Origin of the sequence: Frankia torreyi (genome assembly GCF_000948395.1) — a bacterium.
Taxonomy (GTDB): Bacteria; Actinomycetota; Actinomycetes; order Frankiales; family Frankiaceae; genus Frankia; species Frankia torreyi.
In genome coordinates, this window is sequence record NZ_JYFN01000020.1 from 35,870 (window position 1) to 60,321 (window position 24,452).

A 24,452-nucleotide genomic window follows, 5' to 3' on the forward strand; every position below is an offset into this window, starting at 1 on the left:
TTCGCCGCCGCCGAGCGGCGTCACCTACGGTGTATTTCCCATCAGCCGGCTTCCGGAAAACTTCCGGCCGGGCATCGCGCGCGACGGGAATTTGTTTTTACGTCGTTGTGCCGGCCGACCCTCGGCCGCCGTAGGTCACAGCCGCGGGGGGTGAATCGCCATGTCCTTTTCTGGCAGGCTCTGTCGTCGTGCGATCTACCCGACCTTTCGCGGTCGACGCCGCCGGTACCGCCCAGCCGGGCACCGACTTATTCCTTTCGCACGCCGGTCCGGACGAGAACTGGTTCGCCTGGATCACCGACATTCTCGAGGCCGCCGGCCGCACGGTGCGGGTACAGCCTTCCGAATCGCCCGGTGGGGAGTACGCCGTTTCCGATATCGGCGCCGAGGTGGCGCGGGCGGAACGCGTCCTGGTCGTTTGTTCCCCGGCCCTGTTCGAGGCCCCCTGGTGCACGCTGGAATGGGCCGCGGTGCTGGCGACGCGGCCCCTGCTGCTGCTCCGGGTGGCCGACGGCCCGGTCCCCGAGATGCTGGCGACCGTCCATCGCGTCGACCTGTTCGGCGTCGACGAGGCCGCCGCCACCCGGCGGCTCCTGGACGCCGTCGCCCCGCCCGGCGCCCCCCGCCCGGCGCAGCCCGGTCCCGCCACACCCGTCGCCCCCTTCCCGGCGCAGCCCGGTCCCGACGCGCCCGTCGCCCCCTTCCCGCCCCTACTGCCCGCGGGGTGGAACGTGCCGCGCCGGGATCGGTGGGCCGTCGAGCGCGGGACGCTGCTGAGCCAGGTCCGCCGGGCCCTGACGGGCGGCCCGGTGCCGGCCGTCGTGCTTCGTGGCCCCGCCGGCAGCGGACGCACCCAGCTCGCGGTCGACTACGCCCACCGGCACGCCTCGGGGTACGGACTGGTCCGGTGGCTGGACGCGGGGCAGCTTCCGCTGCTCGGCCAGCAGCTCGCCGCGCTCGCCGGGCCGTTGGGACTGCCGGCCCGCGCCGGCGTCGATGCGACGATCGGTGCCGTCCTGGCCGAGCTGAACCGGCGTGACCGCTGGCTGCTGGTGTTCGACGACGCCCGCGACGCATCGGGGTTGTGGCGGTGGTTGGACCAGTCGCTGCCGGCCCGATCGGGCCACCTGCTGCTGGTCGACGCCGACGGGACGGCGCGGCGCGGCGATCCGGTGCCGGCGGTCGAGGTCGGGCCCCTGCCCCGCGAGCGGTCCGTCGCCCTGCTGACCGTCCGGCGACCCGACCTGGACCCCGGTGTCGCCGACGCCATCGCCGCCCGGCTCGCCGGCCAGCCGCTGGCGGTGGGGCTGGCCGCCCGACTGCTCGCCCAGGATGATCGCGACCCGCGGGACCTCCTCACCGGCCGGGACGGCCACGCCCCGGTCGAGCTGTGCTGGACGCTGTTCCAGCAGCGGTACGCCCAGTCGGCACCGGCGACCGTGCGGCTGCTGGAGCTGTGCGCCCTGCTCGCGCCGGCACCGGTGCCCCTGTCCCTGTTACGCGCGGGCAGGCCGCCGTCCCGCCGAGGGCGGATCGGGCCCACCCACCGCCAGCGCCGCGGCGACGGCGAGCGTGACCTGCATCGGATCGTCGCGGTCGCCGTCGACCACGGCCTGGCCCGGCGCGCCGGGGACAGCATCGCCCTGCCCGGTCTGGTGCGCGACGCGGTCGCCGCGGGACTGACCCCGCGTCGGCGCCGCGAGCTCGGCGACCTCGCCGGACGGCTGCTCGCGGCGGCGTATGCCCAGAGCCCGGCCGACCGGCCGACCTGGTCGGCCCAGGCGCCTGTCGTCCCGCACCTGCTGGCGGCGCTGGACACCCTCGACGATCCCGACGACCCGCACCAGCTCCACGCCTGGGCGGACGTCCACTGCTCCCACCTGTACGCCCGGGGCGCCTACGCCGCGGCCGAGCACCTCGCCCGCGACCTGTATCGCCGCAACCTCGGACGGTTCGGCCCGGACCATCGCGACACGTTGGCCACCGCGAACAACCTCGCCGTCGCCCTGCTCGCGGTCGGGCAGCGGGAGGCCGCGTGGGAGCTGGAGCGCGACACCCTCGCCCGACGGCTGCGCTTCCTCGGCGAGAACCACCCGGACACCCTCGCGACCGCCGCCAACCTGGCGATCGTGCTGTGGGAGCTGGGCGAGCACGAGGCCGCCCACGGCCTGCTCGCCGACACGGTCGCCCGGTCCCGGGCGGCCCTTGGCGAGGACCACGCCGACACCCTGGCCCGCGCCCACCAGCTCGCCGGGCGCCTCGGCGCCCTCGGTGACCGGTGGAACGCGCGGACCCTCCTCGACGACGTGCTCGCCCGCCGGCGCCGCCTGCTCGGCGAGGACCATCCCGAGACCCTCGACACGACCACCGACCTGGCCGGCGTCCTGCGCGGGCTCGGCCAGTTCCGGACGGCTCGCGCGCTCGACGAGGACGTGCTCGCCCGGCTGCGCCGGCTGCTCGGCGACGACCATCCCGACGTCCTCGCCTTCGCCAGCCGGCTCGCGAGCACCCTGGACGATCTCGGCGAGTTCCAGTCCGCCCGGCGGCTCACCGAGGAGGTGCTGGCCCGCCGCCGGCGCCTGCTCGGCGACGACCATCCCGACACGCTGGCCTCGACGCACAGCCTGGCCGCCAGCCTGTCGGCGAGCGGTGACTACCGCGGCGCGCAGGAGCTGTTCGAGGAGGCGTTGGGCCGCTGGCGCCGCCAGTTCGCCGCCACCCGCGCCCGGACCGACCGCGCGGTGCGCCGTCCCCGCCCGCACCCGGATGGTGGCATGGCATCCTGACGCCGGGCGGAGCGGCGCAGGAGCGGCGCGGGAGCGGGAGCGGCGAGGCGATGGCGGACACGAGCGCCCGGATGCTGCGGCTGCTGTCCCTGCTGCAGACGCACCGGTACTGGCCGGGCGGCGAGCTCGCCGAACGGCTCGCGGTCAGCCCCCGCACGCTGCGCCGCGACGTCGATCGGCTGCGTGAGCTCGGCTACCCGGTCCAGGCCACCCGCGGGGTGGCCGGCGGCTACCAGTTGCGGGCCGGCGCGGCCCTGCCGCCGCTGCTGCTCGACGACGCCGAGGCCGTCGCCGTCGCCGTGGGGCTGCGCACCGCGGCCGCGGGGGCGGTGACGGGCGTCGGCGAGACGTCGGTACGGGCCCTGGCGAAGATCGTCCAGCTCCTGCCGCCGCGGCTGCGCCGACAGGTCGACGCGGTCGCCGCCTTCACCACGCCCGCGCCGTGGGGCGGCCCGACGCTCGACGCCGGGCTGCTCACGGCGATCGCGCTGGCCTGCCGGGCCGAGGAGGAGCTGCGCTTCGACTACACCGACCGGGCCGGGGAGCGCAGCCGGCGCCGCGTCGAACCGCACCGCCTCGTCGCGCTCGGCGGGCGCTGGTACCTGGTCGCCTTCGACCTCGACCGGGACGACTGGCGCACCTTCCGGGTGGATCGGCTCGCCGAGCCCACCGCCACCGGCCGGCGAGTGCGACCGCGCCAGCCGCCCGGCGGGGACGCGGCGGCGTATGTCCAGCGCGCCGTCGCCGGCGCCGGGATCCGCCAGCAGGTCCTGGTCGATGTCGCCGCGCCGGCCGCCGAGGTCGCGCGGGTGGTCGGCGGGTGGGGCAGCGTGGCGGAGGTCGACGGCGGCTCGTGCCGGCTGCGGATGGAGGTGGACTCGCTGGCCTGGCCCGCGATGGTGCTTGGCGCCGTCGGCGCGCCGTTCACGATCGTCGAGCCGGCGGAGCTCACCGACCGCGTCCGGGCGATGGGCGAGCTGTTCCTCCGCTCGGCGCCGTCGGCGGCTCCCGCCGAGTAGGGGCGCCTGGGCCGGCGGGAGCCGTCGGGCGGGACGGGGCGTAGAGGCGTCGGTTGAGCGCGGCGACGGTGGCGCGCTGCACCGGGCCGAACGGGCCGGCCGCCCGCAGCGCGGCGCGGGCGGCGAGCGCCCCCGGGCCGCCGTGCACGCCGCCGCCCGGATGGGCCGACATCGAGCCCAGGTACAGCCCGGTGACGGGGGTCTCGGGTCGGCCGAGCCCCGGCACCGGACGGAAGACGAGTTGCTGGTGCAGCGCGGCGGTCCCGCCGTGCACGGCCCCGCCGCGCAGCACCGCGTCCGAGCCCTGCAGGTCGGCCGGCGACTGCACGTGGCGCGCCAGCACCCGCGCGGCGAACCCGGGGGCCGCCGCGGAGACGGTGCGCTCGGCCCGCTCGACGACGCGCGCCACCGCCTCGTCGTTCCACGGCCCGGCGATGCCCGCTCCCCCGGCGTCGCCCCGCGGAAGCTGGGGGACGTGCAGGTAGGCCCAGGCGCTCTCGGTGCCCGGCGGCGAGCGGGTGGGATCGGTCGTGGTCATCTGCCCGAGCACGCAGAACGGGTCGGCGGGCACCAGGCCGCGGGCGAGCTGCGCCGCGGTGCGGCTCAGATCGTCCAGGGTGCCGCCGAGATGGACGGTGCCGGCCTGGGCGCACCGCGGGTCCGCCCAGGGAATCGGCCCGGACAGCGCCCAGTTGATCTTGATGGTGGCGTGGTCCCACTGGAAGCGGGTCAGGTCGTCGAGCAGCCGGGCGGGCAGGTGCCCGGCGCCGACCAGGTTCCGGTACAGCGACACCGCGTCGACGTCGGCGATGACCGCGCGCCGCGCCGGCAGCACGCTGCCGTCGGCCAGCCGGACGCCGCGGGCCCGCCCGCCGCGCACCTCGACGGCGTGCACCGCCGCTCCGGTGCGCAGCCGGCCACCGCGCTCGCGCAGGCGGTTGACCAGCGCCTCAGGGATCCGCCCGGCCCCGCCGCGCGGCGCGGGGAAGCCGACGTCCTGCCCGAGCATGGTCAGCAGCCAGCCGAGCAGCGCCGAGCCGACCGTCTCCGGACCGAGATCGGCGTGCATGGCGTTGCCGGCGAACAGCAGGGCGGCGCCCTCGCCGGTGAACTCCTCCTCGGCGAAGCGGCGCACGCCCAGCGCGGCGAACCGGGCGAAGCGCAGCCCGTCGGCGGCACCAAGGTGGCGGGCGAGGCGCAGCCCGGCGCGCAGCGGCGGGAACGGTGCGCCGAACAGGGCGTCGAGCAGGGGTTCGCGCAGCGGCGCCCACCGGTCGACCAGCGCCCGCCAGGCCGCACCGTCGCCCGCGGCGAAGTCGTCGAGCGACCGCGCGGTGTGAGCCGGGTCCATCGACAGCAGCGCGCAGCGGCCGTCGGGGGTGGGATGGGCCAGCACCTGCGGCGCCCGGCACCACTCCAGCCCGTGAGCGGGCAGGTCCAGGCGGCGCAGGGCAGGGCTCGCCGCGGCGAACGGATGGAAGGCGCTGAACAGGTCGCTGACGAAACCCGGGGCGGTGACCTGCGCGGACCGGCAGGCCCCGCCGGGGACGCCGGCCGCCTCACAGACGACGACGTCCCACCCCGCGTCGGCGAGCATGTTCGCGGCCACCAGTCCGTTCACGCCCGCGCCGACGACCACCGCGTCCGTCACGTCACCGCGTCCGTCACGTCACCGCGTCCGTCACACCGCCGCATCCGCCACACCGCCGAGTCTGCCATGCCGCCGAGGTCGTCATGGTCGGCTGCGCTCGCCCACCAGGCGCCGGCGTCACGGCTGGTCGATGCGGGCGCGTTCCCCTTCCGTCAGCCCGCCCCAGACACCGAACCGCTCGCCCGTGCGCAGGGCGTAGCGCAGGCATTCCCGTCGCACCCGGCACCCTGCGCAGACCGCCTTCGCGGCCGCCTCCCGCCGGGCCCGCTCGCGGCGGGGCACGCCGTCGGGCGCGAAGAACAGGTCGAGATCACCGGCTCCGCAGGCGCCCGCGCTGCGCCAGGACGCGAGCGGGGGGACGTCGGCGGTGGGTGACCAGGTGCGGTGCGTGGAGGCTGATACCGGCATGTTGCGGCCTCTCCCGGTGTGAAGCGATCCGACAGGTGGCGGCCGGACACGCCGGCCCCGATCCATCCGGCCCCGACCCGACCGAGACGGGGGCGATCCGGGCGAACGACGGACATGGCGCCTCGCGGCACGAAGTGCCTATTCCCCCGCGCGCCGACGGAAACCTGCCGCAGACCTTCGTCACGAGACCGAAACCTGCCCCGCTCGCCGGCCCGGGATGACGCCGCCGACCAGCCGTCCGGTTCCGCGGGCGGTTGCCGTGACGATCCCGACGCGCCCGGCCGGAGACGGCGCGTCAGACATCCTGACCTGGTCCGATTCGTCTGCGGCCGACGGGCGGCGGCGGGCCGCCGGCAGCCGGTTCGGGGGGCGTCGCCCAGGGCATCACCGACTTTTCTGGCATGCTTGACCTCGCCGAAGGACGCGGCGAACCACAGAAGTGAACGGCAGGCAAGGTGCCGGGCCGCGTTGCGTCAAGGGTCGCGCCATGTCAAGGGTCGCGCCGCGTCAGGGCCATCAGGGTTGGCCGGTATCTAGGGTTGGCCGCCATCAGGAGTGGTCGGTCGGACGGGAGGCCGGCGGGATGGGCAGGCACAGCGAGGTGAGCGACGCCGTCGCCACCGGGCCCGGCGAGCCCGGGTCAGGCGAGGGTGAGCCGGCCGGGGCAGCCGGGCAGAGGGGTGACCCCGAGGACGGCGTGGCGGGCGGGGATGCCGCCGTCGGCAGCGATCGTGCCACGGTGCGTCTCGACGGCCGTTCCGGCGGAGCCGACCAGGTGCGCAAGCTGGCCGTCCGGATGCTCGCCGGCACCCGGTGGGAGCCGGTCGTGGACGACGTCCGACTGGTGCTGAGCGAGCTGACGACCAACGCCCTGCTGCACGGGGCCGCCCCGATCGAGGTGCGGATCCTCACCGGCGGCGCGGCGCTGCGGGTGGAGGTCAGCGACAGCAGCCAGACGATGCCGCTTCGCCCCCCGGCCGGCGGGGACGGGCTGACCGGGCGGGGCATGGCGCTGGTCGCCGCCTCGGCCACCCGCTGGGGAGTCCAGCCGGTGGCCGCGGGCAAGATCGTATGGGCGGAGTTCGCCGGGGACGACGACGGCTCGGTCGCCGGCACCGGCGGGGGCAGCGGCGGCGGCGAGGGCAGACCGGCCGCCTCGAACACCGGCCGGACTCCCCCGCCACGGACTCCCCCCACGCGTCGGCGGCCCGCTGGTTCGGCCCAGGGCGGTAGTTCGGCGAAGGCCGGCAGTTCCGCGCAGAGCGGCGGTTCGGCGCAGAGCGGCGATTCCGCGCAGAGCGGCGATTCCGCGGACAGCGACGGGACGCACGCGGTCGGGATCAGGGGCATGAGCGGCCTGCGCGGCGTCGGCACGATCATCCTGTCCGCCGGCGGGCAGCCCACGTCGGCGCCGGGGCATCTCGTCCGTCTCGGCGACGTGCCCACCGATCTCCTGCTCGCGGCGAAGCACCACGTCGACGGACTGGTCCGCGAGTTCGCGCTGGCCGCGGGCGGCGCGGCGTCCGGGGCCAGCGCGGCCGTGCCCGAGCGGCTGGCCGAACTGCTCGGGACGGTCACGACCCGGTTCGCCGGGCCCCGCCAGGCGATCAAACGGCAGGCGCTGGCGGCCGCGTCGGCCGGGCGGCCGCGCACCCCGCTGGAGCTGGTCCTCCCGCTGAGCACGGCGGCCGACGCCGAACAGTACCTGGCGGCGCTGGAGGAGATCGAGGACTACGCCCGCGCCGCCAGGCTGCTCACCCTCGAATCCCCGCCCCAGCATGTCGCGTTCCGGCGCTGGTACATCGGCTCCCTGGTCGAACAGTTGCGCGCCGCCGAACGCGGCGAGGGCGCCGTGCAGACCCGCGGCTTCGAGCAGTACCTGCTGGACACCCTCGACGTGGTCGTGGCCGCCCAGCGCACGGCGGAACGCTCCGCCCGCCTGCAGCGGGTCACCGCCGCCCTGGCCCGGGCGACCACCCCGGAGCAGGTCGCGGCCGCCGTCGTCTCGCAGGGCGCGAAGGCGCTCGGCGCCAGCGGCGGGGTACTGATGATCCCGCAGGGCGCCGGCCGGCTGGCCATCCCCGGGTCGGTCGGCTACGGGGAGAGCATGATCGCGGCGCTGCGGGCAGAGCGGCTCGACGACCGGCTGCCGGCCACGGACGCGCTGCGCAGCGGCGAGCCGATCTGGCTGGAGTCACGTCGGGAGCGCGACGCCCGCTACCCCGACCTCGCCGAGCTTGAGCCCACGGCGGTGGCGATGTGCGTGCTGCCCCTGTTCGTCGGCGACCGCACCCTCGGCGCGCTGCGATTCTCCTTCGACCACTCCCGCCTGTTCGACGACGACGAGCGGGCCTTCGTCCAGGCGCTGGCGACGCAGACGGCGCTGGCGCTGGAACGCGCCCGGCTGTTCACCGTGGAGCGGGAGGCCCGGGAACGCACCGCCCTGTTCGCCGCCGCGACGGACCTGTTCACCTCCACTCTGGACACCCGACGCATCCTGGAGCACCTCGTCTCCCTGCTCGTGCCGTGGCATGCGGGGCGGGCGGCGGCGTGCCGGTTCGACGAGGAGGGCGGCGTCGAGATCGTCGCCGTCGCCGACCGCGCCGACCCGCTGCCGACCACCGGCAACCGCCCGACCGCCGGCAACCGCCCGACCGCGGTCTCGGTTCAGGACCCGACCGCGGCCCCGATCCGCGGCCGGCTGGGCGGCCGGGGCGTCCCGGACGGCGGGGGTATGACACAGGCGCTGCGCACCGGCCGGCCGGCCCGTTCCCCGGATGGCACGCGGCTGGCCCTGCCGATGGTGCTCGGCGGTCGGCCGGTGGCGGCGGTCGGCTTGGCCGCCGCCGAGGGCCGCGCCTACGCCGACGACGAGCAACGCGTGGTCGCCGAGCTCGTCGACCGAGCGACGGTCGCGATCGGCAACGCCCGCCAGTACGAGCAGGAACGCCGGACCGCGGTCACGCTGCAACGCAGCCTGCTGCCCCAGCGCCTGCCGGAGATCCCCGGACTCGCCTTCGCCTGGCGTTACCTGCCCGGCAGCGCCGGAGCCCTGGTCGGCGGCGACTGGTACGACGTCCTGCCCCTCGACGACGGCCGGATCGCGCTGGTCATCGGCGACGTGATGGGCCACGGGATCCACGCGGCGGCGACGATGGGCCAGTTGCGTGCCGCGGTGCGCGCCCACGCCGTCGCCCAGACCAGCCCCGGGGCCGTGCTCACCCTGCTCGACGCGGCCGCCAACCGCCTCGAGCAGGGCCGGATCGCGACGGCGGCGTTCGCGCTGCTCGACCCCGGCGACGGCCGGCTCGTCCTCGCCTCCGCCGGGCACCTGCCGCCGCTGCTGATCCCCCCGCACCAGCCGGCCCGCTACCTGCACCTCGAACCCGGGCCACCGCTGAGCGCCGGCCTGCCCGACTACCCCGAGACGGAGCTGACGGTGGAGCCGGGCAGCACCCTGCTGTTCTTCACCGACGGCCTGGTCGAGGACCGCCGCCGACCGGTCGACGAGGGGATGGAGCTGCTCCGGGCGGGAGCCACGGCGCTCGGCACCCCCGAGGAGGTCTGCGATCGGGCGCTGGCCGCGCTCGGCCGCGACGCCGACACCGAGGACGACACCGCCCTGCTCGCCGTCCGCCTGGGCTGACCGTCCCCGGGCCGATCACGGGGTGGGCGGACCATGTCTCGGCGGTTTCGGCGGTTTCGGCGGTTTCGGCGGTTTCGGCGGTTTCGGGGTTTCGGGGTTTCGGCGGTCAGCGGCGGGCGGCGGCGGTCAGCGGCGGGCCGCGTAGATCCGGCGGACGACGTCCTCGATGTCGGGCTCCTCGACGGTGAAGTCGAGGACCTCGACCCGTTCCGCGACCGCCGCGAACACGCGGGCGGCGGTGGTGGTCTCCGCGTCGAACGCCAGGCGCTGGCTCAGGCCGTGCGCCTCGCTGGACAGGTGGCGGGCCGCGGGGATCCCGATCAGGTCCGGGGACGGCGCGGCGAGGTGGACGACGAGCACCCGCTCTGCGCCGGTGGTCCGCCCGAGGCCGGCCAGGTCGCCGTCGTAGGCCAGCCGGCCGTGGTCGACGACCAGGACCCGGTCACACAGACGTTCGACATCACCCATGTCGTGGGTGGTCAGCAACAGTGTCGTGCCGTCGGTGCGACGCATAGCGATGAGGAACTCCCGCAGCCGCTGCTTGGACAGGACATCGAGGCCGATCGTGGGCTCATCGAGGATCACCAGTCGGGGAGCGTGCAGCAGCGCGGCCGCGACCTCGGCGCGCATCCGTTGGCCCAGGGACAGCTGACGGACCGGGGTGGCCAGGAAGTCGGCCATCTCGAGCCGCTCGACCAGCTCATCGGTGCGGGCACGCTCGACGGCGGCGGGCAGGGCGTGGATCGCGGCCAGAATCCGGAAAGACTCCCGCACCGGCAGATCCCACCAGAGCTGGGAGCGCTGCCCGAACACGACCCCGATCTGGCGGGCGAGCCGGCGCCGGTCCTTGACAGGGCGCAGCCCGCAGGTCGTCACCGTGCCGCTGGTGGGCACGAGGATGCCGGTCAGCATCTTGATCGTGGTGGACTTACCGGCCCCGTTGGCACCGATGTAGCCGACCGCCTCGCCGGGTTCGATCCGTACGGTCAGGTCGTCGACGGCGGTCAGCCGCCGCCGGCGCGGCCCGTCGCGCACGGTGAACTCCCGGGTCAGCCCCGCGGTCTCGACGATCGCGCTCATCCGCCGTCTCCTCCATCCGCTGTCTGCCTCAGCCGTCTGCCGCAGCCGTCTGCCTCATCCGCCGCCGCCGCGGTAGTGCCGCACACCCCAGTGCCAGCACAGCAGCGCCAGCGCCCACGCCCAGAGCGCGGCGAGCGGTCCGCACCAGCCCAGCCACGTCGGCAGCCACGCGGGTGCCGGCAGGTCGAGCAGCCGCAGCGTCGGCAGGAAACCGGTGAAGGCCATCGGGAAGAAAAATCCGAACACCACCTGGAGAGGTCGCGACCACACCGACGCCGGCTGGGTGGCGGCGTAGCGGCCGCCGTAGACGAACGCACTGGTCATCTCCGCCCCGTCGACGAGGAAGAACTGCAGGCCTCCCGCCAGGACGAACATCGCCGCGAACGTCGCGCAGCCGCTGACCAGGGCGACCACCAGCAGCGCCACACCGCCCACGTCCCAGGCGACGTCGTTGACGGCCAGACCGGCGCCGAGCGCCGCCAGCCCGACGGCCGCGCGCGCCAGCCGCCGCAGGCTGATGTCGCTGGTCACCAGCTGCAGCAGCAACGGTTGCGGCCGCAGGTAGAACACGTCGAGGGTGCCGGCACGCAGGTACGTGGGCAGGTTGTCGCAGTGCCCGAAGGCCAGGTCGGCGAGGGAGAAGGCCAGGTCGGCAAGGCCGAACACCAGCAGGATCTGGTGGAACTCCAGCCCGCCGAGCCGCGTCACGGCATGGAACAGCACCCAGACCTCGGCCAGCTCGACGACGGCGGCCAGCAGGGAGCTGATTAGGTCGAGGACGAAGTTCGCCCGGTAGACGGTCTGGGAGCTGGCCCGAGCGGCGAGCACCACCCGGTAGGGACGCAGCCGAGCTCGAACAGTGACCCCCTCAGCCACCCCACGCCTCAGGCCACCCCGTACCTCAGCCACCCTGCACCTCGAGGTGGCGCCGGCCGGCGCGGGTCAGCGCCTGGCCGAGCCCGCCGACGCCGGCCAGCCACGCGAGCTGCGCCGCGAGCAGGGTGAGCGCGCCGGCGAGGCCCACGCGGCCGGCGAGGATGTCGATCGGGTACGCCAACATCGACGGGAACGGCGTCGCCTGGGCAGCGACCCACAACCAGCGCGGGAACAGCCGGATGGGCACGAACAGCCCAGCCAGGAACCCCGAGACCACCAGATAGAAGACCTGCACGCCATGGGTCTCCACCAGCCAGAAGCCGGCGACCCCGACCAGGTAGGCGGTCGCGACGGAGATCACGATAGCGAGCAGCAGGCTCACCGCGCCGAGCGGGTACGCCGCGACCGATCCGGGCTGTGCCATCCCGACGAACAGGCCGATCACGAGCATCGGGATCCCCCGCGGGATCAGCGCGAACAGTGCCCGCCCGACCTCGGTCGTGATCTCGGCGGCCTGGACGTCCAGCGGGCGCAGGAAGTCGACGGCGACCCGGCCGTCCTTGATCCTCTCAGCGATGTCGGTCCGGCCGGTGAGGTTGACCGAGCCGAGCAGCGCCTGGGACAGCCAGATGTAGGTGCTCATCCGACCGACGTCGTATCCGGCCAGCTCGCCGCCCGCCGCGCGCACCGTCGCGAACAGCACCTCCACCTTGAGCAGCCCGAATGTCGCGTTCGCGGCCACCCCGCCGAACGCCGCCAGCCGGTAGGCCGACTGGCGACGAATCCCCGCCCGCAACAGCCGCCAGTACACCCGGGCCGTCGCGCGCATCGAAGGCCACGCCTCCCACGCCTCCCAGTCCGCCGCACCACGCCCCACGCGACCCGGCGCACCCCGCCCGGGCCCGGCGGCGCCGCCCGCGCCGCGCGGCCTCGCCCCGGTCAGTGTGCGCAGGCCGCCGGCGACGTGGAAGCCCGAGCCGGCATCGCGCCAGGGCCACCGGTTCGCGCGCGGTGAGCTGGTCGAAGACCGGTGGCTGCCCTCGCAGGCATGGTCGTCATGAAAGTCCGAGCAGGTGGAGGTCGTAGGAGGCGACGCTTCGGCCGAGTTCCGCGCCGGTGATGTCGGTGCCGCGGAAGTGGATGCCTTCCCAGACCCGGGCGTTGATGTTGTCGTCGGTCGCTTGCCGCCACGAGGTGTAGGTCCTGCTGACGCCCGGTGCGGTTGCGCTGTTCACCGTGATCGGCTGGCGGGGCCCGGGGCCGGTGAACGCTTCGAGCACGCGTTGCGCGGCGCCGGCGTAGGTGGTGTGCCCGCTGGGGTATTCGGGGTGTGCCGGCGTGGTGGTCAGCGGCGTCCACGTGGGATCGGGCGCGGTGGTGGGGTCGCCGTCGGTGTCCGCCGCGCGGATGGCGGTGACGGGGCGCCAGCGAACGTAGACGTATTTCGCGTCGTAGACGGCGATCTGGGCGTCGATGGTGGCCTCGTGGAACGTGGCCACCAGGTGGACCTGCCACCCGAGCGACCGTCCGCCGGTCTGTGCGAGCAGGCCGCGCAGGAGGGGGGTGTAGCCGGCGAGGGAGGCCTGGGCCCAGAACTTCGCGACGTCGGTCTGGGCGGGAGTGCGCACGGTGCTGTCGGCGGCTCCGATCGCGCGGATCTCGGCGAGGTCGCGGCGGTACTGCGCCGATCCGAGGGGAGGCGGTGGCCCGGGACGGAACCGGTTGGCCGGTCCGAGCAGGAACGTTCGTCCCCGGCCCTGCCCGGACTGCACCGCCGGGGCGTACGCGGGGGGTGTGGGCCGCCAGACGCCCGGAGCCGGCGGCGGTGGGCTGTAGGGGGCGTTGACCGAGGCGACGTCGAGTCCGTCCCCGGCACGTTCGGCGACCAGCGCGCGGGCGGAGCGTTGACCGGCGTCGATGCCGGCGTACCTGTCGTGGTTGTCGGGGAGCTGGCGCAGCGTGGCAGCCAGGGCGGCGTCGAGGTCGGCGGCGCGGGCGGGGACGAGCGCGGCGAGGCTGTCGTGCAGTGCGGTCGCGAACGCGGAGGTGGCGAAGGTGCGGCCAGGCGACTCTGGACGGCCAGGCGACCCTGGGCGGACGGTGAGGGCACGGTCGGCGGCGAGCCAGCTGACCGCCCAGATCCGGCTGTTGGTGACCTGGGTGGGCAGGGCCGCGGCGGCGACGGTGTCCGCCGTGACGTCGTACCAGGTGAGGACGACGTCGGAGCCTGTTGCCGCGCCCGAGCCCACCACCGCGTCCGAGCCCACCACCGCGTCCGAGCCCGTTGCCGCGTCCGAGCCTGTTGCCGCGTCCGCCGCGCCCGCCGCCGTTCCGGCCGGGCCCAGGACCGTGATCGTCGCAGCGGCCAGCGTGACGGCGACGGTGACGGCGACCGAGCGCACGCGCCCCCGAACTGCCGCACGTATTACCACACGTGAAGAGAACACAATCGTCTCCGCGAAAGCGAGTGAAGGAGGCGGCGACGCCTATGGGCGTCGGCCGTACGCCGGCCCGGGGGTGTTCAGATCCGGCGACAGGCCGCGCTCGTCACCCGCTGGAGGTCGACATGAGGCCAACCCACGAGAAGATAACCCTGCACCCGTGCACTCTCGCACGGATGACGTCGGCCGTGCGGCGAAACCGAGATGTTCTCGACACGGCCGATCCAAACGCTCACCTCGGCCCGGGTCTGGACGGGAGAATCGTCGGGTGAGGATTCGCACCGGCCGGGACGGCGACGTCGAGCTCCTCCTTGCGTTCTGGCAGTCGGCCGCGCACGGGACGAGCGTGAGCGACGATGCCGCCGGGGTCGCGGCGCTGCTCGCGCACGACCCGCAGGCGGTGCTGGTCGCGGAGGTCGACGGGACCGTCGTCGGCACGCTCATCGCCGGCTGGGACGGCTGGCGTTGTCACCTGTACCGGCTCGCCGTCGCCCCCGAGCACCGGCGCGCCGGAGTCGCCCGGGCGTTGCTGGCCGCCGCGCGGGAACGGTTCCTCGCCCTCGGCGGCCGTCGGATCGACGCCATGGTCGACGACACCAACACCCGGGCACACGCGCTCTACCGCGCGGCCGACTACCGGTCGCAGTCGTCCTGGACGCGCTGGGTCCACCCCCTGGGCTGACCGGCCGGCTCAGGGATGGCCGACGACGAGTCGGAGCGCTCCCACGAACTCGGGTTGGGTCCGCAGGTGCCCGTGCCGCCGATCCCAGCTCCCGGACTCGAGATCGTGTCGAAGCCGGTCAACCGCTCGGGTCTCGTCGGCGTCGCTGATGAAGCCCCACACCGACTGTGCCCGGCGTACCGCCGGATCGAGGAACCGCTCCGGACGGGCGTAGAAAGCCTCGATGAACCCGTCGACGCAGTCCCCGGGTATCGGCACCGGCTCGACGGTCACGCGCGTACCGATCAGCGCGCAGATCAGGTCGATGCCGGGAAACCGGCGGCGGTCGGCCTCGATCAGTTCCGGCGCCCGCCCCCACGTTGAGCACGGTGCGCGCGTCCCCGAGGGCGGCATGTAGCTGGGCCTCGATCCGGGGGTCGGCTCGCCGCTGCGTCGCGTAGCCGCCGCCGTGCTGTTCGTAGTCGAAATCCCCGGCTCTGATCACGTCAGGACTTCCGGGCCACGCCGCAGTAGCCGTCGACGGCGGGGAAGGAGGCACAGGCGAGCTCGGCGATGCCAGGGAAGATCGTAGGATGCTCGTCGCCGGCCTCCCGGTCCACCGGGTAGGAGTCCTTGCCGCCCAGCCAGTAGTTCCAGATCCGGGCCGCGTGCGGCACGGAGGTGTCGATCCGAGGGCCCGGGTCCTGCTGGGGCGACGCGTCGGCTGTCATGAGCGCTCTGCGGAGGTCCGCAGGCCCGCGGTGTTGACCGGTGGCACGGCACCCCGAAATCCATCAGGATCCATCGCCACGCCCTCACGCCGCGTCACCCCCGCGCCCAGGGCGGCTCCGAACAGATGGCGGGAAAACTCAGTGGAGGTCTCGAAAAGCAGGAGTTTTCCGTGACCCTTCATCTCCTTCCAGACGGTCACACCGAACTCGACTCCATTCTCTTCTCGACCCCCCTCGATGAGCTGCAGGATTTCGGCAGCCCGACCGCGGGAAATAGACTCAATCTTTCTGCTGTAGCCGTCGAGGAGTGTCATCGCGCCGTCCTCAAGGAATATGTACGCACGCGCCGGGGAGGCATAGTAGGCGTCAGCTGTCCGATCCCTTTCCCATTCCTCCCCTGCCATATCCCAAAGACGATCGTTCAACCTTCTTAGAATATTTCTGTTTCGCCCGGATCCCCCACTACCCTTACTCGTTCTCTTCGCCACCACCAACGGATCGTATGCCGCACCCGACCACGCCCATCAGTAAGTCGCAACGATGGTGATCGGCACTCTTGCACGGTCCCCGGTAGGCCCGGGGCGCGCCCCTCGTAGCCGGTGCCGTTCGTCAACAGACCCGGGCCGCGCCGCAGTAGCCGTCGACGGCCGAGGGAAGGCTGCCGTCCGGGGTGGGGAAACCCCGCTCTGGCGCGTGCCGCCGCGGCGGGAGCGCCGCGGTCGCGGGCCGCCCGAGGTGGTGACGGTAACGGTTGAGCGCCGACCGGTCGCGGCATATACAACGTAAGGGCGTGACTCGGATCACCGCGGGCCCGCGGTGCTGACCGGCGGCACGGCACCCCGGCACCCCGGATCCATCGGGATCTGTCCCGACGCGAAGGAGCACACCCGTGGCCGACGAGCACCGCATCTCCACCACCCGCCGGATCTCCGCCCCGGCCGGGCGGATCTTCGAGCTTGTCACCGACCCCGACGGCCACGTCCGCATCGACGGGTCGGGCATGCTCGTGGCCGCCGGCGACGCCCGGCGCGTGACGAGCGCCGGCGACGCGTTCGAGATGGACATGGACCGCGAGCCGCTCGGCGACCTGCCGATGGGCAAGTACCGGGTGCGCAACGTCGTCACCCGCATCGAGCCCGACGCCCTGGTCGAGTGGACGGTCGGCGGCGTCGACCACCCCCCGATCGGCCACGTCTACGGCTACGCCCTCGCGCCGGTCGACGACCACACCACCGACGTGACCTCCTACTGCGACTGGAGCGCCGTGTCGGAGAAGTGGAAGGCCCGCGTGAGCTGGCCGGTGGTGCCGCTGACGATGCTGGAGAAGTCGCTGGCGAACCTCGACCGCCTGGTCAGCCTGACCGCCTGACCGCCGTCCAGCGTTGCCGGCCGCATGCGTCCGCCCGGCGGCCCGACGCGGCCCTGTTCCGCGGAACACCACGATCATCCAGATTCAGGCTCGGCCTGAACATGTCCGCGCCCAATCAACCACGCACAGATATGAGAATCGGTCCGTGGCGGTCCCGGCCACAGGGCGATCAACAGATGCTGGAGCTTCATGCTCGCTCACCCGGCCCCAACCGTCATCACCCTCCAGCAATTTCCGCCACCGGCGGCAGGCACCGGCCCTCACAGCACTTCCGCACACCACCCGGTGAATGTCCGCTGGCACCCGTGACGGCGGCAGGACCGTGGCGCGCCGCCCGGCGCATCATGGGGTAATGGTGGGTGTACGGATGATCAGCGGTGCCGACGACGTGCGGGCCTGGCTCGGCGGCCACGTCCTGCAGCGGGTCGCCGGCCCGGAGGGCCCGCGCCGACGGGAACAGATCTTCGACGCCGAGGGCGAACGCTGGTTCGCCGAGGACCGGCCGATCCGCCGCGTGCACGCCGACGCGGCGATGTTCGTCGGTGGTCTGCGCGCGCTGCTGCTGCAGTCGCTGCACCCGCTGGCCATGGCCGGGGTGGCGGGACACTCCGACTTCCGCCACGACCCGTGGGGCCGGCTACAACGGACCAGCTTCTTCCTCGCCGCGACGACCTTCGGCCCGGCCGAGGAGGCCGAGCGGGCCGTCGCCCGGGTCCGCGGCGTCCACCGCCGCGTCCGCGGAGTAGCCCCCGACGGTCGTCCCTACGCCGCCGGCGACCCGCACCTGCTGCGCTGGGTACACATCGCCGAAGTCGACAGCTTCCTCGCCGCATATCAGCGCTACGGCACCGGCGGCCCGCTGAACGCCGCCGAACGCGACGCCTACATCGCCGACGCCGCGACCGTCGCCGACAAGCTCGGCGCCGCCGACCCGCCGCGCACCGAAGCGGAACTGGCACGAGCCCTGCGCGCGTTCCGTCCCGAACTCGCTGGCACCCCCGAGGCTCGAGCCGCGGCCCGCTACCTGCTGCTCCAGGCACCCCTCCCACTCCTGGCCCGACCCCCCTACGGCGTGCTGGCGTCGGCGGCCGTGGGCCTGATGCCCGCCTGGACCCGCTGGCCGTTGCGCCTGCCGTACCTGCCCGCGGCCGAGGCGACCATCGGCCGCCTGGCCGGCCACGGCATCGTCTCGACCATCCGCTGGGCCACCCGCCCGGCACCGGCAGCGCCCGGAACCGACCCCGACCGACCCGCCGCCTGACTACTCCAGCCACCGATAGTGCCCAACATCGCCAACGCCGCTCGACGTCGACCCCGGTGGGTCGGGCGAGGGTCGACCCGATCGCGGGAGGTGGAAGGACTGCCCGCGGTGGTCAACGGGTAGAAGGCGCGCCGGATACCCACGGCGTCCGCAGAGCCCCTGCCTCGCGTCGAGCCGAAGCGCCTCCGGGCGGGCGGATGCCGGCAGAGTGGCGCACACGGTCAACGTCCCCCATCCTGAGCTTACGGCGATTTAGTGCACACTCTGAGTGACATCGCCGTGGAGGGTGGCCACCGTCCTGTGCCCGATGGCGCCGTCAGGCGCCATAACCATCGACGGGAGCGGAACATGATGAAACGGAGACTTCTGTATGTGATCGCCCTGGCCTTCGCCGTGGCAGCGGTGTTCGTGGCCCCGTCGGCCAGCGCCGACACTGGCGGCGTCAACACCAGCAGCACCGGCAACCCCACCGGCATCGGCGGCAACACCGGCATCGGCGGCAACCCCAGCAGCGGCATCACCACCACCGGCGGCGGCAACCCCAGCAGCGGCGGCACCACCGGCGGTGGCTACCCCAGCGGGGGCGGCTACCCCAGCGGGGGCGGCTACCCCAGCGGGGGCGGTTACCCCGGCGGCAAACCCGGCGGCGGCATCAACACCGGTGGCGGCTACCCCGGCGGCGGCAAACTCGGTGGCGGCAACACCGGCGGCGGACTGAAGAAAGGTGGCTCTACCGGAGGTGTCACGATCATTGTCATCAACGGCGGGGGTAATCAGGGACACCACCGCCACCGTCACCACCACCACCACCATCACTGACCTTCTGCACGCTTCTAGCTGGGGTGGGCGCTACGGGTCGGCTTCAGAAGCGGACCTCCGATCACCGTGATCCCCAGTCGAGGACGCGCGTTTTCCACGCTCGGCCCGGCACGTCCCCTGCGGGACGTGCCGGCCTTTCTCTGGTGGAGGGTCGGGCGTTGCGCGCTGACTTCGGTGAGGCTCGCCCCGCGGAGGTCTGCCCCGGTCAGGTCCGCCCCCGTAGCCGACGCCGGCCGGGCAGCCGCCGACGCCGGGCCGAGGGTCGCAACGGCTAGCGGCGCTCGAAGACCCAGGCGGCGGCCACGGCGGCACCGACCACGACGCCGACGAGCAGGATGCCGCCGAGCACGAAGAAGCCGACCGCCTTGATCAGGGCGATGACGATGGGCAGGGCGGCGGCGAGCACGAAGAAGCCGCGGGTGCGCACCGGGGTGTTCACGACCGCGTACAGCTTGCGGGGGCCGCTGACGCGGGAGACATTGAGCTCGTCGGACACCGACGGCATGAGCCGGATCGTCGTCCAGGTCAGCGCCACGAAGGCGAGCGTCAGCGCGAGGGCGTAGAGGAACCCGACGGCGCGGCCAAAGGCGTCGAACGACGCCCCGGCGGCGATCACCGTGATCACCAGCGGGATATACCACGAGGTGGTGCGGTCCTGGCGCGCCTGGCCGGCCAGCCGGCGCGCCTGGGCGAACCGTTCGCCGCGCCGGCCCGCCCCCCGGTTGCCACCCGACGACTCGCCGTAATACCCGTCCGCCATGAGCGCTCGGCTCCCCTCCACGGTGAGTACCGCCATGCCCCGCATCTTGCATGGGCACGACACTGCACCCCTCCTTATTTTCCCCCAATCCAGCCGCCCGGGGTATGTGATTTTCGGGGAAGACCACGACCCGATGGCCCGGAGCCACGACCCGATGGCCCGGAGGTGGCTGTGGGCGTCCGGTCGTTACCGTTGCGGTATGTGTCGCAACATCACCGAGCTGCGGGGACTCGAGCCGCCGGCGACCGCCGACGAGGTGCAGGCCGCCGCCCGCCAGTTCGTCCGGAAGATCAGCGGCCTGCGCCGGCCGCCGACCACGGCGGACGCCGCCTTCGAGGCCGCCGTCGCCGAGGTCGCCGCCTCGGTGCAGCGGCTGCTCGACGCGCTTCCGGCCCGCCGTCAACCGCCTTCGACGGTGCCACCGCTGCGGCGGCCGGAAGTACGCGCCAGGGCCGACAGCTAGCCACCTGCCGACGGCCGGCCACACCCGCCGACGGCAAGCCACCTGCCGACGGCTGGGCCGCTACCGGCGCTGGGTCTCGGCCCGCGAACGGCGGTGACGGCTGCCGGAGTCGACGAGCCGGTCCGGCGCCTTGCCGGCGAGCGCGTCGGCGCGATCGGTGGCGACACTGTCGGCGATCAGTTCCCGCGTCCGGTCCTGCTCCTGGTCGTCAAGTCCGTGCAACAAGCTGTCGAACATGCTCACGTGGTCACTCCACCTGGTTGGTTCCGCGGCGTTGCTGCCCTCGCTCTGGGCCCTTCCCGCTCCCGCGTGCATAAAGCACCGAATTTGCTCCGATCTGATGCAGACCACAGACAAGCCCCTGACCTGCACGTTTGTCCGGCTCGCGGAGGCAGGGCGGCGGTTGGCGCGCGTGTGCGCGGACGCGTCCGCGGGCACAGACACCTCGCGGGGAGGTGATGCGGATGACGGTGCGCGCGGCCACGCTGCTCGGGCCGACGGCCGAGGTCCCCACGCCCTCGCCGGCGGTGGTGGAGCTGCTCGGCGTGCTACGCCGGCATCTCGACATGGACGCGGCGTGGCTCGGCCGGATCGAGGGCGACGTGCTCGTCGTCCAGGTCCTCAACGGCGACGGCGGATCCTTCCACATCACCCAGGGGTCCACCGTGCGGCGACAGACCGGCCTGTATGCCGAGGTCCTCAGCGGCCGGCTGCCGGCGCTCATCCCCGACACCCTCGCCGACCCCCGCACCGCCAACTCGCCCGTAGCGCGCGAGCTGGACATCCGCTCCTATGCCGCCGTGCCGGTCATGGACGGCGATGACGCGCTCTACGGTCTGCTGGGCTGCATCGCCCACCGGCCCCACCACGAGCTGCGCGAGCGGGACGCCCGCTTCCTGCAGATGCTCGCCGAGATCCTGCGCGACTCCGTGACCGACCTGCAGCGGATGTGGCAGGCGCGCAGCCAGGTGTGGCTGGACGTCAGCCGCCTGATCGACCAGGGCGGCCCGGCGCTCGCGTTCCAGCCGGTGTTCGACCTGGAACAGGCCCGGATCATCGGAGTGGAGGCATTGTCCCGGTTTCCGGACGCCTCCCGCAGCACGACGCAGTGGTTCGCGGCGGCCGGCGCGGTCGGGCTGACCGTCGAGCTGGAGCTCGCCGCGGTGCGCCGCGCGCTGGGCGCGCTCCCCCAGATCCCCGCGCGCATCGGCCTCGCCGTCAACGTCTGCGCGACCACCCTGTCCGCCGGCCTGGTGGAAATGGTCACTGGGACCGACGCGGAGCGCCTCCTGGTGGAGATCACCGAGCACGAGCGGATCGCCGACGCCCCCGAGGTCACCCGCGCCCTGGACCGGCTGCGCCGACTCGGGGTCCGTCTCGCCGCCGACGACGTCGGCGCCGGCTACGCCGGGCTGGAGCAGCTCGTCCGGCTCCGCCCGGAGATCATCAAGATGGACTGCAGCCTGACCCAGGGCATCGACGTCGATCCGGCGCGCCGCGCGGTCGCGACGGGGCTGGTGCACGTCGCCGAGGAGATCGGCGGCGCCGTGATCGCCGAGGGCATCGAGACGACCGGCGAGCTGCGCACCACCCGCGAGACCGGGATCCGCTACGGGCAGGGCTTCCTGCTCGGCTCCCCCACCCCCGTGCTGCGCGACGCCTGCGTCGCGGCCGGCGGGTGAGCCGGCCGGTGCGCACCCCGGACACCGCGCACGGGTGTGCGGGGCCGGGGGAACGGCGGTAGGCCGCCGCCCGGGGCGGTCGATCCACCGCCCGCGGCCGTGCCCCGATCGGGGTGGCCGGCGCCGGCCGCGATGTACAGGCGGACCAGGCCGGTGCGCTTGGTCGACATCGGCGCGCCGAGCGGCAGCAGCCGGCGGCGCGAGCCGCGGCGCGGCGCGGCGGGCGGCGCGGGCCGCGGCGGGTCGCCGCGGCGATGGTCCAGCCCGACCAGGTGGATGAGCGCGGGCAGCAGCACCAGCCGCAGCACGAGCGCGTCGAGGATCACCCCGACGGACAGTCCGATACCGAGCAGCTTCATCATCCGCACCTGCTGCGTCGTGAGCGCCACGAACACCGCGACCATGATCATGCTGATCGTGATGACGACACCGCCGACGTCCGCGTGCCGGCTGCTGATCGCCGCCTGGGGATCCGGGGCATCGGCGGAGCCGCGCAGCCGGCTCAGCAGCGTCAGGTGCATCCCGATCGACAGCCCGAACACGATGATGAGGATGAGGCCAAGGATGAATGGCTCGATCGGGCCGGTGCGCACGCCGAGCCCGGAGGCCAGCCATCCGTTGCAGAAGACCGAGGTGATGACGCCCAGGGTCGCCGCGAGGGCGAGCATGCTGGCCGCCGTGATCGCCAGGCTGTGGCGCACCGAACGCAGGCCGAGCAGGACCGCGACCCCGAGCACGCCCAGCTCCAGGATCAGGAAGGCGGGCAGGACCCGGGCGAAGCGGTCCGACATGTCCTCGAAGATCGCCGTCTGGCCGCCGATGTACACCTCCAGGGAGGTGCCCGCGATCGCCGCCGGCACGGTGGAGTCGCGCAGCCGGTGGACGAGGTCGCTGGCCGCCGCCGAGCGGGGCGGGTCGTTCGGGAACACCTGGATCAGGGCGCTCGCCGCCTGGGCGTTCTGCAGGACGACGAAGGCCCGCTTCACCCCGCGGGTGCCCTCGAGGGCCGTCAGCAGGTGGGGCACGGCGGTCGGCTGGTCGGCGGACACCCCCGTGGCCATGACGATGAGCTGCCCGTTGAGGCCGGGGAAGTACTCGTCGCTGACCAGGTCGTAGGCGCGCCGGCTCGTCGTCGACGTCGGGTCGACGCCGTTGTCGGTGCCGCCGAGGCGCAAGCCCACCACCGGCAGCGCCAGGATGGTGAGCAGCACGACCGCCGCCCCGGCCAGCACCTGGGGGTGGCGCCCGACGGTCCTCGCCCACCAGGACCGCAGGCCCGGCCGCACCGGCAGGCCGGTTCCGGTGACGCTCAGGTGGGTCCGCTCGGCCCAGACCAGCAGGCCACGCCCGGAGATCGACAGCATCGCGGGCAGCAGCGTGGCGACGACGAGGATGCTCACGGCGGCGGCGGTGAACCCGGCCAGGGCGAGGCCGTCGAACACGCTGAGGCGCAGCGCGCTGGTGCCGAGCATGACCACGGCGAGCCCGAGGCTGCCCGCGAGGGTCGCCCGGCCGGAATGGCGCATCGCCGCGCGCACCGCGTCGTCGGGGCCGCGTCCCCGCCTCAGGTCGGTCTGGCAGCGGTGGACGACGACGAGGGCGGAGCCGAGGCTCAGCCCGAAGCCGAGCACCAGCGCCAGCAGCGGTGCGAGCTGCATGACGTTGGCCCGGCGGGACAGCAGGGTGACGCCGTCCAGCGCCGCCGCGGTCGCCGCCCCCGCGGTGACGGCGCACACGGCGACGGCGGCCGGCGAGCGCACCGCCAGGCAGAGGATGAGCAGCGCCACGCCGATGCCGAGCGCGATCGGCCAGGGTGAGATCGTCCCCTGCACGACGACGGTGGTGGCGGGCCCGGTGACCTCGACCTGCAGGTCGGGCCCGTCGTAGTCGCGGGCGGTGGCGATCAGCCGGCGCATCACGGGGAGGTCGGGCGTGGTCGGCGCGTCCTTCATGAGCACGGAGACGATCGCCGTATGCCCGTCCGCGCTCAGGGGGCTGCCGCCGAGCGGCACGGCGCCGAGCGGGCTGTAGGGGTCGAACACACCGGTGACGCCGGGGAGCTTGCCGAGCTGCGCGATCATCGTGGCGACCCGCGCCCGCACCTCGGGCGCCTGCACGTCACCCGCCCGGGCCCGCACGACGATCATCTCCAGATCCGGCAGTTTCCGGTCGGGCATGATGTCGGCCACCAGGTCCATCGCCTGCTGCGATTCGGCGCCGGTGACGCCGAGATCCTGGCTGAACCGGGCGCCCTTCTCCTGGGCGACGTTCGTCGCGGCGATCAGCGCTGTCAGCCACACCGCGACGACCAGCCATCGGTACCGCTGGCACCAGCGGACCAGTAGCGTCACGGCACACTCCTCGGCAGGGACCGGTAATGGCCCATTTGGGTCTAATGTCGGATTCGTATGCGGGGCCAATCTGGCCCACGGACATGCACGGCGTCAACGTGAACCGGATCTGGACCGGCCAGATGGGCACTCCGGTGGGGTGCCGGCAACGTGTCCGGGGGATCACAACACGTCCGGGGAAACCGGTCACGAGGCGGCCGTGGCGACAGCATCCGCGGTAGCGGTGGCGGACGGTGGTGGCGCACGGCGGCGACGGCGGCGGGGCCCTGATGGCGGCGGATCCTAACGCCCGACAATCCGGCGCCGCGACGGGTGACCTTCTCCTGCCAGCAGCAGGATGTGTGCAGAACATGTTGGCGACAAGCTGTCCCGGCGTCGCTTCGCACCCGTTTTTTCGACCGTCTTCACTACGTGCGACCAATCGACATGCAACGATCGGCCCGCTGCT

General features: G+C 73.8%; 22 protein-coding genes. 9 read left to right on the top strand and 13 right to left on the bottom strand.

Annotated features, from left to right (window positions below):
• Nucleotides 1–188 precede the first annotated feature (188 nt).
• Complete coding sequence (fxsT, locus tag FF36_RS14165) at nt 189–2,786, top strand: FxSxx-COOH system tetratricopeptide repeat protein (protein ID WP_052681111.1); 2,598 nt, start codon at nt 189–191, stop codon at nt 2,784–2,786.
• 50 nt (nt 2,787–2,836) lie between these two features.
• Complete coding sequence (locus FF36_RS14170; RefSeq protein WP_044885519.1) at nt 2,837–3,805, top strand: helix-turn-helix transcriptional regulator; 969 nt, start codon at nt 2,837–2,839, stop codon at nt 3,803–3,805.
• Here FF36_RS14170 and FF36_RS14175 read toward each other — a convergent pair.
• Nucleotides 3,735–5,456: a phytoene desaturase family protein gene (locus FF36_RS14175; protein ID WP_044885520.1), complete on the bottom strand. Its 1,722-nt coding sequence runs from the start codon at nt 5,454–5,456 to the stop codon at nt 3,735–3,737. The genes FF36_RS14170 and FF36_RS14175 overlap by 71 nt on opposite strands.
• 117 nt (nt 5,457–5,573) lie before the next feature.
• Nucleotides 5,574–5,864 (bottom strand): WhiB family transcriptional regulator, encoded by a 291-nt coding sequence (locus FF36_RS14180; RefSeq protein WP_044885521.1) that lies wholly within the window; start codon nt 5,862–5,864, stop codon nt 5,574–5,576.
• 583 nt (nt 5,865–6,447) lie between these two features.
• Between FF36_RS14180 and FF36_RS14185 the strand changes: the two genes are divergently transcribed.
• Nucleotides 6,448–9,510 (top strand): SpoIIE family protein phosphatase, encoded by a 3,063-nt coding sequence (locus FF36_RS14185; RefSeq protein ID WP_236706508.1) that lies wholly within the window; start codon nt 6,448–6,450, stop codon nt 9,508–9,510.
• Nucleotides 9,511–9,636: 126 nt separating this feature from the next.
• Here FF36_RS14185 and FF36_RS14190 read toward each other — a convergent pair whose 3' ends face one another.
• The 4 genes from FF36_RS14190 to FF36_RS14205 all read right to left on the bottom strand — a co-directional run bounded on the left by FF36_RS14190 (nt 9,637) and on the right by FF36_RS14205 (nt 13,868).
• A complete protein-coding gene (locus tag FF36_RS14190; RefSeq protein WP_044885522.1) occupies nt 9,637–10,590 on the bottom strand; it encodes an ABC transporter ATP-binding protein in 954 nt (317 codons plus the stop codon).
• A gap of 54 nt (nt 10,591–10,644) precedes the next feature.
• Complete coding sequence (locus tag FF36_RS14195) at nt 10,645–11,466, bottom strand: ABC transporter permease (RefSeq protein WP_044885523.1); 822 nt, start codon at nt 11,464–11,466, stop codon at nt 10,645–10,647.
• A gap of 25 nt (nt 11,467–11,491) precedes the next feature.
• The gene (locus FF36_RS14200) at nt 11,492–12,295 is read right to left on the bottom strand and encodes an ABC transporter permease (protein WP_044885524.1); all 804 of its coding nucleotides are present in this window, start codon (nt 12,293–12,295) and stop codon (nt 11,492–11,494) included.
• Nucleotides 12,296–12,521: 226 nt separating this feature from the next.
• A complete protein-coding gene (locus FF36_RS14205) occupies nt 12,522–13,868 on the bottom strand; it encodes a vanadium-dependent haloperoxidase (protein WP_044885525.1) in 1,347 nt (448 codons plus the stop codon).
• A gap of 307 nt (nt 13,869–14,175) precedes the next feature.
• Between FF36_RS14205 and FF36_RS14210 the strand changes: the two genes are divergently transcribed.
• Complete coding sequence (locus tag FF36_RS14210) at nt 14,176–14,589, top strand: GNAT family N-acetyltransferase (protein WP_044885526.1); 414 nt, start codon at nt 14,176–14,178, stop codon at nt 14,587–14,589.
• Between the two features lie 9 nt (nt 14,590–14,598).
• Here the strand turns inward: FF36_RS14210 and FF36_RS37925 are convergent, their stop codons facing one another.
• The 3 genes from FF36_RS37925 to FF36_RS14225 all read right to left on the bottom strand — a co-directional run bounded on the left by FF36_RS37925 (nt 14,599) and on the right by FF36_RS14225 (nt 15,703).
• Nucleotides 14,599–14,862, bottom strand: coding sequence for a hypothetical protein (locus FF36_RS37925; RefSeq protein ID WP_236706509.1), 264 nt, complete (start codon nt 14,860–14,862; stop codon nt 14,599–14,601).
• Between the two features lie 212 nt (nt 14,863–15,074).
• A complete protein-coding gene (locus tag FF36_RS14220) occupies nt 15,075–15,299 on the bottom strand; it encodes an SAM-dependent methyltransferase (RefSeq protein ID WP_044885527.1) in 225 nt (74 codons plus the stop codon).
• Complete coding sequence (locus FF36_RS14225) at nt 15,296–15,703, bottom strand: hypothetical protein (RefSeq protein ID WP_044885528.1); 408 nt, start codon at nt 15,701–15,703, stop codon at nt 15,296–15,298. Before FF36_RS14225 ends, FF36_RS14220 begins: the two co-directional genes overlap by 4 nt.
• A 485-nt stretch (nt 15,704–16,188) precedes the next feature.
• Here FF36_RS14225 and FF36_RS14230 point away from each other — a divergent pair, with 485 nt between their 5' ends.
• From FF36_RS14230 to FF36_RS14240, 3 genes are all read left to right on the top strand, one after another.
• On the top strand, nt 16,189–16,668 hold the full coding sequence (locus tag FF36_RS14230) for an SRPBCC family protein (RefSeq protein WP_044885529.1): 480 nt from the start codon (nt 16,189–16,191) through the stop codon (nt 16,666–16,668).
• A 367-nt stretch (nt 16,669–17,035) separates the two neighbouring features.
• Complete coding sequence (locus FF36_RS14235) at nt 17,036–17,929, top strand: oxygenase MpaB family protein (protein ID WP_044885530.1); 894 nt, start codon at nt 17,036–17,038, stop codon at nt 17,927–17,929.
• A gap of 351 nt (nt 17,930–18,280) precedes the next feature.
• Nucleotides 18,281–18,748 carry a hypothetical protein gene (locus FF36_RS14240; RefSeq protein WP_157871717.1) on the top strand — a complete coding sequence of 156 codons (468 nt, stop codon included), beginning with the start codon at nt 18,281–18,283 and terminating at the stop codon, nt 18,746–18,748.
• A 14-nt stretch (nt 18,749–18,762) separates the two neighbouring features.
• Here FF36_RS14240 and FF36_RS40830 read toward each other — a convergent pair whose 3' ends face one another.
• On the bottom strand, nt 18,763–19,041 hold the full coding sequence (locus FF36_RS40830) for a pentapeptide repeat-containing protein (RefSeq protein WP_128423315.1): 279 nt from the start codon (nt 19,039–19,041) through the stop codon (nt 18,763–18,765).
• Nucleotides 19,020–19,544 (bottom strand): hypothetical protein, encoded by a 525-nt coding sequence (locus tag FF36_RS34915; protein WP_396230625.1) that lies wholly within the window; start codon nt 19,542–19,544, stop codon nt 19,020–19,022. Before FF36_RS34915 ends, FF36_RS40830 begins: the two co-directional genes overlap by 22 nt.
• Nucleotides 19,545–19,707: 163 nt before the next feature.
• Between FF36_RS34915 and FF36_RS14250 the strand changes: the two genes are divergently transcribed.
• Nucleotides 19,708–19,971, top strand: a complete 264-nt coding sequence (locus tag FF36_RS14250) for a DUF2277 domain-containing protein (protein ID WP_044885533.1) — start codon at nt 19,708–19,710, stop codon at nt 19,969–19,971.
• A 60-nt stretch (nt 19,972–20,031) separates the two neighbouring features.
• Here FF36_RS14250 and FF36_RS34920 read toward each other — a convergent pair whose 3' ends face one another.
• The gene (locus tag FF36_RS34920; RefSeq protein WP_044885534.1) at nt 20,032–20,214 is read right to left on the bottom strand and encodes a hypothetical protein; all 183 of its coding nucleotides are present in this window, start codon (nt 20,212–20,214) and stop codon (nt 20,032–20,034) included.
• 221 nt (nt 20,215–20,435) lie between these two features.
• On the opposite strand from FF36_RS34920, the gene FF36_RS14260 reads away from it, so the two are divergent.
• The gene (locus FF36_RS14260) at nt 20,436–21,653 is read left to right on the top strand and encodes a sensor domain-containing phosphodiesterase (RefSeq protein WP_044885583.1); all 1,218 of its coding nucleotides are present in this window, start codon (nt 20,436–20,438) and stop codon (nt 21,651–21,653) included.
• Here the strand turns inward: FF36_RS14260 and FF36_RS14265 are convergent.
• Complete coding sequence (locus tag FF36_RS14265) at nt 21,581–24,004, bottom strand: MMPL family transporter (protein ID WP_044885535.1); 2,424 nt, start codon at nt 24,002–24,004, stop codon at nt 21,581–21,583. The two genes, FF36_RS14260 and FF36_RS14265, sit on opposite strands and share 73 nt — an antisense overlap.
• Between the last annotated feature and the right edge of the window lie 448 nt (nt 24,005–24,452).